Below are 17,815 nucleotides of genomic sequence, written 5' to 3' on the forward strand. Positions count from 1 at the left end.
TGTAACGGAGGTCATGAAGAGGGAATTGCTCACTAGCAATTAACAGCTAAAAACCAACAACTAACAATTAGCAATTACCCTGTTTTTGTCGAACAAAAAACCGCTCTAAGCAGCTCTGCGGCCAGAATCCAGAATCACTTCAGCCATCGTGAAATCGCGTTTGATCGCGAGATTGTTGAGATAGCCGATCGGATCGTCAGCATTAAACACCGAGCCGTCAAACAAGCTGAGAGAACCGCGAGTGTAAGTAATATCAGCCATCCCCAGCTCTCGCGCCGCCGTGCTGAACGCACCGACTCGCACCACCCGTTCCAGAATTTCCACCCAGTTGCGCGGGAACACAGTATCGCCCCAGCGCGCCATCTGCACCATGTGCCAGAGTTGTTCGGTGCGACTTGGGCGGTTCACCCCATCTCCAGAGAACAAGTGGTGGGCGTATTCCCGCATCGGAGAAGCCAGGTTGCAAGCATTAGATTTTGGGTCGCCTAGTTGGATGTAACTCTTATCAGTAGCGACGTACTCCCTTCCCGCGACAATTTCCGAAACCTCGGCGGCGTGATTTGGATCGGCGCAATAGTGGCAAGCTTCCAGCAAAGCTTTGACTAGAGCAATGTGAGTGTTGGGATAAGCATTCGCCCACTCTTCCCGAACTCCGAGAATTTTTGCCGGGTGTCCTGGCCACAGTTCCAAATCCGTAGCCACGGTAAAGCCGACTCCTTCCATCGAGGCCCGCAAATTCCAAGGTTCGCCGACGCAGAAACCGTCAATAGTGCCGCCCTGCAAGTCCACGATCATCTGGGCCGGAGGGATGTTTTTCAGCAAAACATCGTGATCCGGGTCAATGCCGCCGGAAGCCAGCCAGTAGCGCAGCAGCAGGTTGTGCATCGATGAAGGGTGCACGATCGCCATACGGTGCGTTTGCGCGGGCGTTCTCTGGAGCATTTCTTTAAAGTCTGCCAGAGTGTAGATCCCTTGGTCGTAAAAGCGCCTCGCGAGGGTAATTCCGTTGCCATTGCGGCTCATGGTGAGGGCTGTAACCGTCGGAATCGGCTTCTCTTGGTAGCCCCCCAAGCTCAACCACACCGCCATCCCAGAGGGCATTTGGGCTGCGTCTAAGTAACCGGCGGCGATGCCGTCTACGATGCCGCGCCAGCTTGTTTCCCGCACGAGGTGGACTTCATCGAGTCCGTGTTTGGCAAATAAGCCTTTTTCTTTGGCGATGGCTAGGGGAGCGCAGGCGGCTAGGGGGATGAAGCCGAGTTCGAGGTTGACTTTTTCGAGGCCGTGGCGGGCGATCGCGGGTACTTTCCGTGCCCGCAGTTTTTTGACGCGCTTCTGCTGGTTGAGGAAGTAAATCATTTCGCTACGTAGAGCGTAGTAGCTGGGGTGCGTGACTACTTCCATCCGTTTGCGGGGGCGGGGGATGTCTACTTCGAGAATGCCGCCAATCTTCGATTCAGGGCCGTTGGTGAGCATGACGATGCGATCGCTCAACAACACTGCTTCGTCCACGTCGTGCGTTACCATCAGGGCGCTGATTTCGTACTCTTGGCAAATTTCCATCAACTTTTCTTGCAAGTTGCCGCGAGTCAAAGCATCCAAAGCGCCGAAGGGTTCGTCCAAGAGTAACAGTTTGGGGCGCAAAGCTAGAGCACGGGCGATCGCCACGCGCTGTTTTTGTCCGCCGGAGAGGAGTGCCGGTTGCTTCTCGGAGTGGGGCCCCAAGCCTACCATATCGATGTGTTTTTGGATGATTTCGAGGCGATCGGCTTTGGGTAAGCCATTCATTACCGAGTCTACGGCTAGGGTAATGTTTTCTCTGACCGTCCGCCAAGGTAGCAGCGAATAGTTTTGGAATACTACCATGCGATCGGGGCCCGGCTGGGTGATTCTTTGTCCGTCGATCGTCACCAATCCTTCTGTGGGCAAGTCCAAACCTGCCACCATATTGAGTAGCGTAGATTTACCGCAGCCGGAGTGTCCGATTAAGGAGATAAATTCTCCTTTTTTAATTTCTAAGTCGATGCCTTTGAGGGCTACGTATGTGCCGCCGTCTGACAAATTAAATACTTTTCCGACTTGTTCTACTGCAATCAAAACAGACATGATTTTCTTGCCTTTTTTGTAGGTTTGTTATTTCGCTAGATATTGATTGTTGATTGTTGATTGTTCGCTATTAGCTGTTAATACATAACAGCTAATAGTTAATACATTCCTGGATGCCTAAAACTGGTCTTTAAACTAACCAAAATACTTTGTTTGATCCCTCAACAATAGTTTAAAAAACTCGTTTCTGAGCCTCGGAGTTCGTAATTCCTGTAACTGTCAACCGTCAACTGTCAACCGTCAACCGTCAACTGTCAACCGTCAACCGTCAACTGTCAACTGTCAACAGTCAACCGTCAACCGTCAACCGTCAACTGTCAACAGTCAACTGTTAGTTATTTGCCTTGAGAAGGAGCAATCTTGTGCTGCAACCAAGCCATCATGCGATCGAGGAACAAACCAACAGCCCCAATGTAGAACACCGCTAACAAAATTTCGCTGATGTAGTTTTGCTGGTAAGCGTTCCAAATAAAGAAGCCGATACCAGTAATCCCCGACATCACAATTTCCGCTGCAATAATCGCCAGCCAAGCCAGCCCGATCGCAATTCTCAATCCTGTAAAAATGTAGGGAAGCGCCGACGGAAACAAAATATTCAGGTAATACTCTTTCCGAGTTAGTTGCAACACTTTCGCTACGTTGTTATAGTCATCGGGAATTTGGCGAACACCTTCAGCCGTGTTGATCAAAATCGGCCAAACTGCGGTGATAAAAATCACGAACAAAGCAGCAGGTTCGTTTTGTTGCAGTGCAGCCAGGGCGATCGGCACCCAAGCCAGAGGCGCTACCATCCGCAAAAACTGAAAAACCGGATCTAAAGCCTTGTTCAGCAACGGATTTGTACCTACCAAAACACCCCCAGCAATTCCCACAGCAGCGGCTAGAGTGTAGCCTTTTGCTACCCGTTCCAAACTAGCCAAAGTCTGCCAAAACAAGCCGATTCCGTAAGTTTTGGAGTTCATAAAAGGATACAGCAACAATACCCGCGTCCGTTCGTCAGTCCAAACGCTGATTGGTCCCGGCAGTTTGATCAGTCCTGTACTCGACAGGAATTGCCACACTAACAGAAATCCCAAAATCCCTAAAATTGGCGGCAAAATATTTGGTGAATTCTTCTGCCAAAACTCTCCCAACGCTCCTTGTGCAGCGCCTCGATCCCTTCGATTTGTACTTACAGCCATGCTATTAATCTCCTGTGTTTGCGCTATTTCTTTTGATCGTAAAATTCGAGACTAAATTATGGGAAGCTAAGACCCCATCAAACTTTTTTAAAGGTCAAACTCTTGAGGTAATCTTCTGGCTTTTCCGGGTTAAATTCTTTGCCATCAAAGAACTTTTCAATGCCGCGAGACGTACTTTTGGGAATGTCAGCATCAGCAACTCCGGCAAATTTTGCTGCGGCTTTCCACAAATCTTCGCGGTTGACTTTGCCGATAATTGTCTTAGAATCTGCCAAGGTGTTAGTTGGCAGGAAGCCCCAGCGCACGCTTTCGGTTAAGAACCACAAATCGTGACTCTTATAAGGATAGGAAACGTTGCCGAGGTCGTCTTTCCAGTACAGCGGGCTCATTTTGAAATCGTCGATATCTGGTTGACCGTCACCCATCATGTACTTGCCCTGGTAGGGAGGTGTTAAAACTGCCGGAGGTACGTCAAAGTAGTTTCTGCCAGAAGTAATGGCAACTAATTCGGCGCGATTTTCTGGTTTGTCGCACCACTGCTGCGCTTCGATTAGTCCTGCTAGCATGGCTTCGGTGGCTTTGGGATGTTTGTCTACCCAGTCGCCGCGCATAGCTAGATACTCTTCGGGGTGATCTTTCCAGATTTGGGCTGTGAGGGCGGACATGAAGCCGATGTCCTCTTGGACGATCCGCAGGGGCCAGGGGTCGCCGGTACTGAAACCGTCCATGCTGCCGGTTTTCATGTTGGCTACAGTTTGGGCTGACGGTACTGTTAGCAATTCGGCTTCTGTGTCGGGATCGATGCCGTTAGCTGCTAGCCAGTAGCGAATCCAAAAGTCTTGGTTGACTTTGGGGAAGGTGTAGGCTGCTTTGAAGGGTGTGCCTGCTTTTTTGAGGCCTTTCATGTAGTCTTGGGCCGCTTGGTCTAGTTTGAGCCCGATGCCTTTGCCTTTGTGTTTTCCGGCGATCGCAATTCCATTTCCTTGAGTGTTCAACTGGGCTAGAACATACATCGGAATTTTGACGCTACCTTTGGTAATCAGACCTTCACTAATTTGATAAGGCATGGGCATTTGCCACTGGCCTCCGTCAATGCCGCCGCCTGCAGATCCGATTTCTAAGTTGTCTCTAGCCGAACCCCAGTTGGCTTGTTTGGCAACCGTGACTTCGGTCATGCCATACTTGGCAAAAAAGCCTTTTTCTTGGGCAATAATTAAAGCTGCTGCTTCGACGATCGGGATATATCCCAAGATAACTTTCGTAGTTTCGATACCCTCTACTCTTTTCTCGTTGGCAACAGCAACTGCTGATGTGGCAGCGGGTACTTGGCTGTCAGCACCGGCAGTAGCACCGGGTTCTGGGGGATTTCCCAAACAGCCTTTGAGGAGTATTGTACTGACGGCAGATGCACCTGCGGTAACAATAAATTTACGCCGGGAAAATTGCTCTGAAAATTTTGTCATAGCCTAGGTTCGCTCCTATTCATAAATCTTCTGTAACGACATCACTGAAGTTTATCAAAGTGCTTTTTTCCTTCGCTAATTGGGTTTAGCGAACTATTATTAGCGCAGATTGGCAAGGAAGGAGCAAAAAAAATTATTGCTACCATAAGTTTTTCAACTCTCCTTGCTGGTTTGACTCTTTTGATTAACTCAATATCTCCAACGACCAAGTTGCGTTAACTCGCAAAAAGCGAACTCCACATTTTCTTGGCTTAATCATTGAGTTTACCGTACTCTTGCTGTAATTATAAAACAAATATTAAATTTAACTCATAAGTAAATCTTTTAGGAGTGCGCTATCGATAACGAACCGTTGGGAAGGGCGATCGGGTCTGCTTATCAAAACTGGTTCAAAGCAAGACCTGCTGGGTAAAGGTTGTAGCGAATGGCGATCGGGGGCAATTCAAATCGATTGTCAATAAGCTCTAAATATCTGAGCGATCGCACATTTACTTTGTTAATATATGTCTACTTTTTTTAAGGTGGCGGTTAATTGTAGTTTAGGATACAGACAAAATTTTGGTCTCATGAGTGATATCAATTCCGGTTGCACCGGAATGATAGAGGAGACGGCAGTGCCGTGTCCCTACCGTGATTAATTGTAGGGAAACGGCACTGCCGTCTCCTGATTGTGGGTAATCTAACCAGTAGACAGTTAGCATTCAATGCAAGCCATTAAAAAATTCTCGAACCGCAGCGGGCTGATTATCTGGCTGAACGAAGCTAGCCAGTACAACCAAATCGAGTTCCGGGAAAAATTCGCTATTCTCACATTGTTGATACGTGCCACTCTGCGATCGGTACAGCGAGAATTGCCCATCTTGCCAAAACCAAACTTCAGACACATTTAAACCTAAATAAACCTGTAATTTATCGATGCCACCGCTAGTAACAATGACTTCGATCGCAAAATCTGGAATATCCTTTAATTCTCCCACACAATAGCACTCATCGGGTTCTAATCCCCTGGCTTCTGCTTCATTGCGATAGGTGGTAGAACCGCAACCATGTAGATCCAAATCTTTAGCAAAAGCATAGATTTCCAAAAGGCGACCGATGGTTGTTTTTTCGCGTTCGTGTCTGGGAGATAGGGTCATAACTTCAAGGATTCCTTGGCAATAGGTGAGGCGCAGTCCCGGTACCTCTTCGAGAACAGAATCAATGGTAAGATAGTCCTGCCAACTGATTCCTCGTAGAATCAGGTGTTGTTCGGTTTCAGTATCGAGTTTTTCGAGAAGATTTGTGTTCATAGTTGAGCGGCGTTCTATGTTGATAATATTATAGACATAAATATATGTAGGTTGGGTTTCGGGACCTCAACCCAACTCTTTATTTAACATCAGGTGTTGGGTTTCGCTATCGCTCTACCCAACCTACTTTATCTATTTGAGAAACGCTATATAAAACATAAAAACCCGGTTTCTTCAAGAAACCGGGTTTCTGAACACCCAAAATTACTAATGCGTGGCCGTAACTACAAATTCGATTAATTGGGCGGGTCGAACCGGTTCACCGACAGAGCAACACCGATCATCGGTAGCGCTACACCAAAACAAATTAGCCACTGATCCAGATTCATCGGAGCAGTCTCAAATATTTGATTGACAAACGGAGAATTAGCAAAGATAATCTGCAAAATCACCGCCAGGACAATTCCCACACCGAGAGCGGGAGCGCCACTAACTTCTTCCTGAGAACCGCTGAATTTAGCAATCAAAGAAGGCAACAACTGGCTGAGACTCAACAGGTAAAAAATTCTCCCCATTACCAAAGCTTGAATAGCCATTGTGCGGGCGAGTTCGATCGTTCCCCAAGGAGCTTGGCGCACCCATTCAAACATTCCGAAAATTATAGTCCAGTTGTAAAGAGAAATAGCGATGATTCGCTTGATCCGATTTGTAGTCAGCAAAGGTTCGTTTGCCGATCGCGGTTGTTGCTGCATCACTCCCGGTGACTTCGGCTCAAAAGCTAGCGGCACAGTCATCGTAATCGAGTTGAGCATATTCAACCAGAGAATTTGTAGCGACAAAATCGGCAATTCTCGGCCCAGCAGTGTGCTGAGCAAAATTGTCATCGATTCTCCGCCGTTGACTGGGAGAATGAAGCTGATTGCTTTGAGCAGATTTTTGTAAACCGATCGCCCTTCTTCGATCGCACATTCGATCGACGCAAAGTTATCATCCGTGAGAATCATATCGGCGGCTTCCTTAGAAACCTCCGTACCACTGCCCATCGCAATCCCGATATCAGCTTGTTTGAGAGCGGGCGCATCGTTAACACCGTCTCCCGTCATCGCCACAATTTCGCCTTTTTGCTGCAAAGCTTCTACCAGGCGGAGTTTTTGTTCTGGGGCGACGCGGGCAAAAACTGAACCAGCTTCTACGGCTTCGGCGAGTTCGTTTTTGCTCATTTCGGCGAGTTGAGCGCCGGTGTAGGCGACAAGTTCCCTGTTATGTTTAGTTTTGCGGAATCCCATGCGACGGGCGATCGCCTTAGCTGTCGCAATGTGATCGCCGGTAATCATTTTGACTTGGATTCCAGCCGTTTGACAAGCTTGAACAGCCGCGATCGCCTCAGCCCGTGGCGGATCGATCATCCCCTGTAGTCCCAAGAAAATTAGCCCAGATTCCAAATCTGCATGATTGACGGAATTTTGGCTTTCGGGTACTACCTTTTTGGCTATAGCCAAGACGCGCAAGCCTTGCTTTGCCATTTCATCGACTTGATGGTGAGTTTGTTCGCTCGCGACTTCGGCGGGATTTCCTTGGGTATCGAGACTGGAACCGCAGCGGCTCAGAATGGATTCTACGGAACCTTTGGCATACAAAACTTTGCCACCAGTGGGAGTTTTGTGAAGCGTCGCCATGTATTGAAACTGAGATTCAAAGGGAATTGAATCCAGTCGTGGCATGGATTTTTCCAAAACTTGCTGACTCAATTCTGCTTTTTTGCCAACAGTAATCAACGCTCCTTCTGTCGGATCTCCAACGACAATCCAATCATCATCTTTAAATTCCAAGTGAGAGTCATTGCAAATCATTCCGGCTTGCAAACATTCTTGCAAAGTTGGAGCTTGACTGACACTAATTGGCAGTTGATTGAGCTGAATTTCCCCTTCAGGGCTGTATCCCGTACCCGTAACCGAGTAGGATTCGCCACCAGAATAGATTTCTTGCACCGTCATCTGGTTTTCCGTCAAAGTTCCGGTTTTGTCGGAACAGACGACTGTAGCGCCGCCTAGGGTTTCGACTGCGGGTAATTTGCGGACGATCGCGTGGCGATTTGCCATCCGGGAAACGCCTACGGCTAGGGTGACGGTAATGACGGCGGGTAAGCCTTCGGGAATAGCGCCGACAATCAGGGCGACTGCGGGTTCGACTGCTTCTTTAAAGGCTGAAACTCCCGCAGGAACTGGCCGCCCCAATCTGACGGCGAAGGTCAAGGTTGCCATTCCCAACACGAATAACAGCCAGTTTTGACTGAATTCGTTGAATTTGCGGGTTAAGGGCGTGGTGAGGTCGATGTGCCTGTCTAATAGTTGGGAGATTTTGCCGGTTTCGGTTTTATTGGCGATCGCAATTACAACCCCGCTACCTTGCCCAAAAGTGACAAAACTTCCCGCATAGGCCATGTTATCCCGTTCTGCTAGTGGCGTTTCTTGTGGCAGAACCAAGTCTCCAGACTGTCCTAGTTCCTTTTCGACAGCAACGGATTCCCCGGTAAGTCCAGATTCGTCAATTTGCAAGTCGCGCACTTTAACTAATCGCAAATCTGCCGGTACTTTGTCGCCGGAAGTCAAGGTTACTAAGTCACCAACAACGAGTTCTTTTGAGGGAACTCTTAATTTTTTGCCACCTCGAATGACTGTGGCTTCTGTAGTGACAGCTTTAGCTAGGGCATCGATTTTTTTCTCAGCCCCAGCTTCTTGGATGAAACTGATAATCGCGTTGGTAGTTGTGACACCCCAAATTACGCTAGCGTTGAGCCATTCTCCAATCAGTGCTTTGATTAAACCGGCACTCAGTAAGATGATCAGGAGGGGTTGGTTGAATTGCAGGATGAATTTTAACCAGGCTGGTTTCCCTGCTTTAACTGTTAGTTCGTTGGACCCGAATTTCTGTTGGCGATGGTTGGCTTCTGTCGGTTATAAACCGCTTTCCAGGTTGGTTCCTAAGATAGTTGCAACCTTGGATATTTCTAGGTAGTGCCAATATTGCTCTGCTACGTCTACATCGTTGGCGGCTCTTGATGGCATGATTCTTCCTGAATATTGGGGGTGTGTGAGGAGCTTCGATCGCTCCTTAATAGGCACGCTCAATACAACTCAGCGCTCGTTGGAGCGTGAATATATTGAGCGGCTTAATTGTTGGTTGATTACTTTAACGGGCTGTGACTTACATCTATATTACAACGGATGTGGTCGTTTGTGGCAAGAAATTTGGGGAATTATTTGCGGCGCTACATCTTGTTTGGGACTGGGTGGTTCAGGTGGGGAAAAGTCGATCGAATCCCTTGACATTTTGCAAATTTTAGGTGCGGTTGAAAAAAGGGAGGACACGGAAGTCACGGATACACGGATTCATTATTGAGCACGAGTCAGGAGTTATCGATCGCAGTTTATTTAAGGGCAGAAATTCCCTCGCCCTGGCTGTCGCGATGCCATCGCCTGCGATCGTTTTGACTTCGATGCCGGCTGTTTGACAAGCTGGGAGGGCTGCCAGATCAATTCATGACTCAATGCTATCAATTGCTAGTCTGCTAGCCCAAAAAACTGAGCGCCCTTTAGACAATAGAATTGAGATTTTGGGCGGCATCGTTCAATTGTTGAGTGCCTATTTTGGTTTGAGTAATCCCACTAGCGGTTTCTTTTGCTGCTAGGTTGAGGCTGTTCATCGCATCCACTACTTGTTGAATTGCCACGGCTTGTTGTTGAGCAGTTAGAGAAATTTGTTGATTGTTCAATACCACATTGTTAACAGCCTTTGCTACTTCCGAGAAAGCTGCTGCCGTTTCTTGACTGATTTTGGTTCCTTCTTCTACTGTTTTAGTACCTTCCTTTGTCACCGCTACGGTGGAATTTATCGCATTCTTGATATCATCGACTAGGCGGTTAATTTTCTCGGCTGATTTCTTACTTTGGTCTGCTAGTTTGCGGATTTCTGTGGCTATGACAGTAAAACCTTTGGCGTTTTCGCCCGCCCGGACTGCTTCTACTGAGGCATTCAGGGCCAGCATATTTGTTTGATTGGCTAAATCTGTGACATCAGTAGAGATATTGCCAATCTGATGGGTTTGTTCGCTCAATTTCAGAATTTGTGTCGCTATCGCCCCGACATTTTCTTTCAAAATTATCATCGATTCCAGGGTTTGCTCCACTGCTAGGGTTCCCTTTTCAGCGATCTTTAAAGCTTGCCGTGCAGATTCCGCACCAGCTTGGGCTTGCTGGGCTGATTGTTGGGAAGCCACGCCCAACTCATCCATTGTGATTGTCGTTTGATTTACAGAGCTCGATTGCTGTGCGGCTGTGCGTTCCTGTTGTTCCACTGTGGCCGCAATCTCTGTGGAAGAACTGGCGATCGTATTTGCTACCTGATTGATTGGTCGGATAATTTTATCAAAAACAAATAATACAATAAATGAACCCAATACTACAGCAACAACGGTACCTCCTATAGAAACAGTCGTCGCTAATTGCTCCGACTGTTTTGCTATTTTTGTTCTTTGAAGCAGTAGATTATCTTCTAGCTTAAGCATTTCTGCCAGCTTATCCCTGATTTCATCCATAAATATCTTGCCTTTACCTGAAATCACCAAGGCTCTTAGCTCTGGTTCTTTCCCAGCTCTTTTCAAGGATATAGTTTCCGCTAATTCCTCTAGTTTTTGCTGACCCAGATTTTCAACTTCCTCCAACTTGTTAACTTGTTCAGGGTTATCTTTTATTAACTCTTTTGTCTCATTTACTGTTTGATTAAAGGCGACGGTTCCCTTTTTGTAAGGCTCTAAAAATTCCTCCTTACCAGTGAATATAAACCCGCGCTGTCCTGTTTCAGCATCCACTAAATTTTTTTCTATGGCTTGCAAATTTGTCTTAACTACATAAGTGTGCGTTTGCAACTCAATAGCTTCGGCTAAATTATCCATACTCAATTTAGTGGCTAATCCGATGCTAATCATTAACAAAAAAATGGAGCCGAAGCCCAACGGAACTACTTTACTAAGCCGAATAATATTTTGCGACATTTCACTTTTTACTCCTTGAGTAGTTATTTGGTTTTGTGGGTAAGTTACAGCATCAATAAATTCCTGCTCTTTTTAACCCAAGTAGTTATTTAATTCCTAATAGTCATTCAGAATTAATGCCCCTTTTTTTGTGAAAAAAAACTTCCAGCGCTTCTTTTTGCTTTCCTTGCTTTACTCACTCAACCATTGACTCAGACTGATCAAGAAAAATCTGGTAAAACTTAATGTCGAGCAAGCTATGCAGGTCAAAGCCTTTAGGATTGATGGTGGTTTTACCTGCTGCGATTTTGTTGGATAAATCCTGTTTATTCGATTGTAGCGATAAATTCAGGAAGGAAACCCAAACATCGTCAAATTCTCTTCCCCACTCTTCCTTTCTCTCACTCTTCCTCTCTCCCGCTATTGATTGGGGTTCAAGTCGATCGCATAAATGTTACAACCTAGTTAAGCAACAAAATTTTGAGTTCATGGAAATAGTAGTGACGCTGGTGCTGGGTTCGGTGCTGTTTGTCTGGGGAATGCGGTTCGGGCGAGTGTTAGTTCGCTCTGGAGTGACGGCTAATGATTTGTTTAAGGGCAGAAATTCGATCGCCCTGCTGTTTTTGGGTTTTTATATTGCCTTGCTGCTACTGGCTCTAAATCTGCCTCAAATGCCTGCTTTGCCGATCGAGTGGCGCTTTCACGGGATGCGAGTTACTTGGACTTTGCTACGAGTGATGCTGATGGGAGTCTGCGGTATTGGGTTTAGTATAAGTTGGTTGACGGCGCGATCGCAAGTAATCGCAGTAATTTTAATTTGCTTGTTGGGATTGGGAGGATTTACAGGCACTGAAAACTATTTTATGGCGCCCATTTACGATGATTTAATAGATAATTTGCAGCCAAACGGTGTATTTCGACAAACATCCAACAGCAGTTGCGCCCCCGCCGCCCTAGCAACAGTGTTAAGGCGTTGGGGAATGGATGCGACGGAATCGAGTGTAGCGCGTTTTGCCGGCACGAGTCGCTTGGGAACTTCGATGCCACAGTTAATAATAGCAGCAAGAGCTTTGGGCGTAAATGCGATCGAACTAGCGCCGACTTGGGAGCAAATTCAGCAAATTAATCGCCCCGGAGTGCTAGCAGTTTGGCTGTTAGACGGCCCTCGGAAGCTACCGCACGCGGTGGCTTTGCTGGGAATGAATGACAGTGTAGCTGCCATTGGAGACCCGGCGCGGGGCAGGATTTTCTATTTAGATAGGGCAACTTTTGCCCAGATTTGGCGGCAGGAATACGTGCCGATTTTCCGTTCGGCGGATATCTTGTTAAGTGACAAACAAGCGATTGACTATTTGAGTAAATTAGGATATAATAGCGGCGATTTAAAAGCAGATATCGAGCGCTTTCAAACAGATAAAAAATTGCAAGTCAGCGGCAACTTAGACCGGATGACTGAGTTAATGTTGAGCGGCAGTTTTTTGGAGGGTGTGCCGAGATTGGATGGGAAATAGTTATTAAAAAAAATATCAAGGGCAGACGCACTATTGACCGACCTAAAATAGGAATCATGCGGTTTTTTCTCAAACATTTTTTGAGTCATTTGTTCATAGCGATCGCCAATATTTGATCGCCCCAGCAGATGATCGACGATCGCACCTTGGTAGGGTGGCTGCATGAAATTACCGTAAGCGTAGGCAGTTGCATCTAATTCCTCCTATATTCTTACGGTCGATCACACCTTGGCAACCCCTCACCGTTTTTGACAATTGGGAACAGTTGAATCGCTCATTTTAGGCTCAGACAGCTTGACTTCCCATCCAGGTAAATTCCACCAATTAACTCGCTGATTCGGCTGAATCCAGAAGTTTAGTTGCACGATTTTGCCATCCTCAAATCTGAGTTTGGGAAAGGTAGGATAACTGGTATCATCGGTTTCGCGGTAAGTGCGTCCCAGGTAATTCATGCAGGTCGTTAATCCCTCATCAATTCCCAATTCTTCCACTCCTTTTCCCTTCAATTTCGCATCATCGTAGGTGAAAGAACCGTTGAATGAATTGCCCGCTAACCCGCCTTTGCTAACAGTGATGGTGAAATCGTAGGTAACTGGAACTGCGTAGGCTTGGGTTGCAGTTACAACTGTGCTCAGAAGAGTCGTGGCTATGGCCACCGATAGTTTTGAAATTGCTCGCACACTCGCATCCCGAAACAGAACAACACTATAAATTTCGCTTTCAGCCATCGGGAAACTCCTTAACTACGCTTCTGTCGTAAGTGATTTAAGCTATTCTACATTTAAACTGTGTGTCAAAAATCAATAAAACTCTTGTGGGACGGGCTTATAGCCTGTCCAGAATTTCCAATTTGAATGCGTAACAGCTTACCCGATATGATATCATAAGCTATCAGTTAAATGCGATCGCAGCCGAGTGCCAAGCAAACAAAAATTACCGCCTCTGCCTAATCCTGTATACTTTTTTCCACTGAAAACCCCAAGAGAAACCACTCGTATTTAATCGCCCAGAATTAACTCAGTAGATTGAACAATATTCATTCCCGCAGCCGCAAATTTTTGATAAGCTGCATCTGCTTGTTCCGTAAAATCAACAACACCCGGAACAACCACAGGCGAAGTGCAATCTTCCAGCAAATAAACCTTCTTTGCCAAATTCGGATCTCGCGTCAAAATTTCCGTTAACAAATCATCAATTGTCCAAGCAACGCAGTGACTTTTGGCTTGTCCGGCAATAATTACTGCATCAAAATCGAGCAATTTATCAATAAACTTAGCATTCTTTTCCGCAATCGGATAACCGTCGAATCCATCTAAAACTTCAGGCCGCAAAACAGAATAGTTTTCTGTTAGTGGATTCCCGCCTTTGATTTCAAAAAGTGCTTGGCTGTTGCGCGCTATAGTATGAAAAAATATTGCTTCTTCCACCGCCGAAACCAGCGCGTGTCCGATGCCACCTAACATCGAGTGATAAGGCCAAATTGTTAGGGGATATTTCCCATCGGCGCTAAGTTTTTTGACGTAGTGGCAAGCCTGTTTTTCCAGTGCTGAAAAATTGCCCCCGCTGATGCTATCGGCGACGGCGGGATTGACTTTCCAAATACCTTTTTCTACTTCTTCGAGTGTAATAGAAGTTGCGGCGGGTAGGGGGTGTTCGCCTGCTTCATTGATCCAAAAGATTGGATGAAAAATTTGCATGGCGGTGTGGGTGTCCATTGTGGGTGCAATGGTTGTAATTGCGTTTAAATTGCGGTAGATAAATTCGCACAGTCGCAGGTTGTCATCAACTGCACCGCTACCGGAACGTCCGCCAACAAATAGTTCAAATTCGGGCAAACAAAAGGTATTTTGGGCATCGATTATCAGCAAACAAATGCGGTTTGTGTCGCTGGATGCTGACTGAATGCTGTGCTGCTTTGCCCAATCTTTCGCTTGGGCGGCGCGTTCTCGGTAGGGTACTCGCCAGACTTCGCCTACTTTTTTGGGGTCGAAATGTTCGGGGATTGGAAGTTGGGCTTTTGGTGTCATGACGATCGCTTGTAGGGTAGTTTACAGCAATAATTTAAGTTTGGAGTATAATGCTGATAAATATTTGCGGGTTAATCATGGCAAAAGAACGAATCCAAGATTATGCTAGGGTAAAATTTAAACGCATAGTGTTGTTTTTTTTGATCGCACTTTTGCTTGCTCTCTTGATTGTAGCAACTAGATCTGCCTACATTCAAGATGTTTTGAGAACTCTGTTAATGCGGATTGAGGATTTAGGCTGGTGGGGGCCAGTGGCTTTCGTAGCTACTTACAACTTGGCTACTGTGCTGTTTGTACCGGGTTCGGTACTGACGCTGGGAGGCGGGGCGATTTTTGGTTTGTGGTGGGGTTCTGTTTACGTCTTTGCGGCTTCGACTTTAGGTGCTGTATTTGCTTTTGCGATCGGGCGCTATTTGTGCCGCGATCGCGTGGTAAAATATATGGAATCTCACCCCAAGTTTAAAGCTCTCGATCGCGCTGTTTCCCAACAAGGATTAAAAATAGTTTTTTTGACTCGTCTTTGTCCTTTATTTCCTTTCAATTTATTGAATTACGCTCTGGGAATTACTCAGGTTTCTTTGAAAGATTACGTGCTGGGTTCCTTTGGCATGATACCGGGTACAATTATGTACGTTTACTCCGGTTCTTTGGTGGGAGAGGTTGCTGCGATAGGCACGGAAACTCTGTATGCAAGTCCTCAAGATTTCGCCATAAAATGGTTGATTAATATTATCAGTTTTCTTGCTACAGTCGCTGTTACTGTCTTTATCACTCGCATAGCCAGCAAAGCTTTGGAAGAAAGTATTTAATTAGGAGGATTTGTGAATGCCGCAGTCAAAAGTCGATCGCGTAACTGTCCCCCCGATGGACGAACACAACCAGAAATTAGTCTCCTATTTGCATCCGCCCGATTGGGTGAATCCGCAGCCGGCTAGTTCTTATAATTTAGTAGTAATTGGCGCGGGGCCCGCTGGATTAATTGTTGCTGCGGGTGCCGCAGGTTTGGGCGCAAAAGTTGCTTTAATTGAAAAACATTTGATGGGCGGCGACTGTTTGAATGTCGGTTGTGTCCCGTCAAAAGCCATGATTCGATCGGCCCGCGCTGTCGGCGATATCTGGCATGCGAGTAAATTTGGCGTTAATGTTTCTAACACTCCAGAAGTAGATTTTGCCGCAGTCATGGAACGGATGCGCCGGATCAGATCGGGAATCAGCGATGTGGATTCAGTTGAACGCTACCAGCACAAATTAGGAGTCGATGTTTTCTTAGGTTCCGGTAGTTTCACTAGCAATTCTACCATAGAAGTGGCCGGTCAAACTCTGCGCTTTAAAAAAGCAGTAATTGCCACAGGTGCAAGGGCGCGACAACCACAAATTCCCGGCTTACAGGAAGCTGGATATTTGACAAATGAAACCGTATTTAACCTCACTCAAAAGCCTCAGCGTTTGGCCGTAATTGGCGCTGGGGCAATCGGCTGCGAATTGGCTCAAGCCTTTCGCAGGCTGGGTTCGGAAGTCGTGTTGCTGCACAAAAATGCTCATATTTTGGACGAGGAAGATGCGGATGCTGCGACAATTGTGCAGCAGGTTTTTCTGCGGGAAGGAATTCAACTAATACTTGAATCCCAAATATCTCGCGTTGAGCAAACAAATTTAGGCAAAGTAATTTATTATCAATCGCAAAACCAGGAAGCATCGGTAATAGTAGATGAAATTATTGTGAGTGTGGGGCGATCGCCCAATGTGGAAGGATTGAATCTGGAATCTGTCAGCGTAGAATACGATACACAAAAAGGCGTATTTGTCAATGACAATTTGCAAACTACCAATCCCCGCATTTATGCCGCTGGGGACATTTGCATGAAGCATAAATTTACTCACGCTGCTGATTTTGCCGCGAGAATGGTGATTCAAAACACTCTGTTTTTCGGGCGCAAAAAGCTCAGCGCTTTGACGATACCTTGGTGTACTTATACAGATCCGGAAATTGCGCGCGTCGGAATGGGCGATCGCGAAATTCAAGCCCAAGGAATTGATGTCGATACATTTTTGATTCCTTTCGATAAAGTCGATCGGGCAATTATTGACGGCGAAGAGGAAGGTTTTGTGAAAATTCACGTCAAGAAAGGCAGCGACAAAATATTAGGTGCAACAATTGTAGCGCGACACGCTGGCGATATGATCAGCGAGATTACATTGGCAATGGTTAACAATATTGGTTTGGGAAAGATTGCTAGCACAATTCACCCGTATCCGACGCAAGCGGAAGCAATTCGCAAAGCTGGGGATGCGTACAATCGCACTCGGTTAACGCCGTTTGTGAAAAATTTGTTCAATAAATGGCTGGCTTGGACGCGGTAATGTGAAATGTACCGAATCAACACCAGATAAAATTGAACCGTAGGGGCGGGTTCGCCAACCATCTCTGGGAAAAATGAATAATCTCGCAAACCCGCCCCCACCCGATCGCAAATACAAATCTAGCCTTAATGTATGGGATAAAATGTTGATGTAAAATTGGGCGGTGGAGGGCGGGTTTAACAGATTGTTCGATTTGTGTTCGAAATGTCGGTGAACCCGCCCCTACGAAATGTGCGGTTTTCAACATTCCCATTTACGTTTCTGTTTCTGTTTCAAATCCAACACCTTCATACAAAAGTGCGATCGGCAAATCAAACCCAATACTTGATAAAGTGATAATCTCCCCAGCATTGTAAGAATAGTACAGCCACATTCTGCCTTCTCCCCGACAGTAACGCTCAACAAAAATCTTTTGTGAATCAATCAAGATATACTCTTGCAAAGTCGGAATTTTCAGGTAACAAGTAAATTTTTCATCCCTATCCTTAGCACTTGTACTAGGGGAGAGAACTTCCACAATTATTTTAGGATTCTGAATGAATGTGCGGGAATTCAAGTCTTCAGGATCGCAACTGACTATCACATCAGGATAGTAGTAACGGCTTTGAAAACTGACTTGCAATTTCACATCTGACACGTTCATCCGACAGCCTCTGGAACGCAGATGCGGGCGCAATGCAGTGTAAAAGTTGAGTGCAAGATCGTTATGAGGAATTGTACTGCCTGTCATGGCAAAAACTTCGCCGTTGACATATTCGTGGCGAATCTCTTGTTGAGCTTCCCATTCGAGGTATTCCTCAACGGTCATTTTTTTGGGTGCTTGGGGAATGGCTATCATAACAATTTTTTTTTCAATCTTAGTTTGATTTTAGCATTAAAGTTGGTTTGAGCATCACCCGCAGTAAACA

The 17,815-nt window shown here is 46.2% G+C and carries 12 protein-coding genes and 1 pseudogene; 4 read left to right on the forward strand and 9 right to left on the reverse strand.

What is annotated here, in order from left to right:
* Positions 1–105 precede the first annotated feature (105 nt).
* The 5 genes and pseudogenes from QUA44_RS16455 to QUA44_RS30720 form a co-directional block, all read right to left on the reverse strand.
* Positions 106–2,106 carry a nitrate ABC transporter ATP-binding protein gene (locus tag QUA44_RS16455; RefSeq protein WP_333252465.1) on the reverse strand — a complete coding sequence of 667 codons (2,001 nt, stop codon included), beginning with the start codon at positions 2,104–2,106 and terminating at the stop codon, positions 106–108.
* A 335-nt stretch (positions 2,107–2,441) separates the two neighbouring features.
* The gene (gene ntrB, locus QUA44_RS16460) at positions 2,442–3,287 is read right to left on the reverse strand and encodes a nitrate ABC transporter permease (protein ID WP_333252464.1); all 846 of its coding nucleotides are present in this window, start codon (positions 3,285–3,287) and stop codon (positions 2,442–2,444) included.
* Between the two features lie 77 nt (positions 3,288–3,364).
* Complete coding sequence (locus tag QUA44_RS16465; protein ID WP_333252463.1) at positions 3,365–4,750, reverse strand: CmpA/NrtA family ABC transporter substrate-binding protein; 1,386 nt, start codon at positions 4,748–4,750, stop codon at positions 3,365–3,367.
* A gap of 701 nt (positions 4,751–5,451) precedes the next feature.
* Complete coding sequence (locus tag QUA44_RS16470; RefSeq protein ID WP_333252462.1) at positions 5,452–6,039, reverse strand: Uma2 family endonuclease; 588 nt, start codon at positions 6,037–6,039, stop codon at positions 5,452–5,454.
* Between the two features lie 236 nt (positions 6,040–6,275).
* A pseudogene (locus tag QUA44_RS30720) lies at positions 6,276–9,044 on the reverse strand (cation-translocating P-type ATPase).
* On the opposite strand from QUA44_RS30720, the gene QUA44_RS16485 reads away from it, so the two are divergent.
* The gene (locus QUA44_RS16485) at positions 9,043–9,378 is read left to right on the forward strand and encodes a hypothetical protein (RefSeq protein WP_333276607.1); all 336 of its coding nucleotides are present in this window, start codon (positions 9,043–9,045) and stop codon (positions 9,376–9,378) included. The pseudogene QUA44_RS30720 and the gene QUA44_RS16485 sit on opposite strands and share 2 nt — an antisense overlap.
* Before the next feature lie 193 nt (positions 9,379–9,571).
* Here QUA44_RS16485 and QUA44_RS16490 read toward each other — a convergent pair whose 3' ends face one another.
* Positions 9,572–11,029: a CHASE3 domain-containing protein gene (locus QUA44_RS16490; RefSeq protein ID WP_333252460.1), complete on the reverse strand. Its 1,458-nt coding sequence runs from the start codon at positions 11,027–11,029 to the stop codon at positions 9,572–9,574.
* A 224-nt stretch (positions 11,030–11,253) separates the two neighbouring features.
* On the opposite strand from QUA44_RS16490, the gene QUA44_RS16495 reads away from it, so the two are divergent.
* Positions 11,254–12,519, forward strand: a complete 1,266-nt coding sequence (locus QUA44_RS16495; RefSeq protein WP_333252459.1) for a cysteine peptidase family C39 domain-containing protein — start codon at positions 11,254–11,256, stop codon at positions 12,517–12,519.
* A gap of 239 nt (positions 12,520–12,758) precedes the next feature.
* On the opposite strand, the gene QUA44_RS16500 is transcribed toward QUA44_RS16495, so the two are convergent.
* Positions 12,759–13,247, reverse strand: coding sequence for a hypothetical protein (locus QUA44_RS16500; RefSeq protein WP_333252458.1), 489 nt, complete (start codon positions 13,245–13,247; stop codon positions 12,759–12,761).
* A 270-nt stretch (positions 13,248–13,517) separates the two neighbouring features.
* The gene (locus QUA44_RS16505) at positions 13,518–14,546 is read right to left on the reverse strand and encodes an isochorismatase (protein WP_333252457.1); all 1,029 of its coding nucleotides are present in this window, start codon (positions 14,544–14,546) and stop codon (positions 13,518–13,520) included.
* Positions 14,547–14,623: 77 nt separating this feature from the next.
* Here QUA44_RS16505 and QUA44_RS16510 point away from each other — a divergent pair, with 77 nt between their 5' ends.
* Both QUA44_RS16510 and QUA44_RS16515 read left to right on the forward strand, forming a co-directional pair.
* Positions 14,624–15,355, forward strand: a complete 732-nt coding sequence (locus QUA44_RS16510) for a TVP38/TMEM64 family protein (protein ID WP_333252456.1) — start codon at positions 14,624–14,626, stop codon at positions 15,353–15,355.
* Between the two features lie 16 nt (positions 15,356–15,371).
* Positions 15,372–16,907, forward strand: coding sequence for a mercuric reductase (locus QUA44_RS16515; RefSeq protein WP_333252455.1), 1,536 nt, complete (start codon positions 15,372–15,374; stop codon positions 16,905–16,907).
* Between the two features lie 253 nt (positions 16,908–17,160).
* On the opposite strand, the gene QUA44_RS16520 is transcribed toward QUA44_RS16515, so the two are convergent.
* Positions 17,161–17,745: a Uma2 family endonuclease gene (locus QUA44_RS16520; RefSeq protein WP_333252454.1), complete on the reverse strand. Its 585-nt coding sequence runs from the start codon at positions 17,743–17,745 to the stop codon at positions 17,161–17,163.
* Between the last annotated feature and the right edge of the window lie 70 nt (positions 17,746–17,815).

This window comes from Microcoleus sp. N9_A2, from assembly GCF_036701775.1.
GTDB lineage: Bacteria > Cyanobacteriota > Cyanobacteriia > Cyanobacteriales > Microcoleaceae > Microcoleus.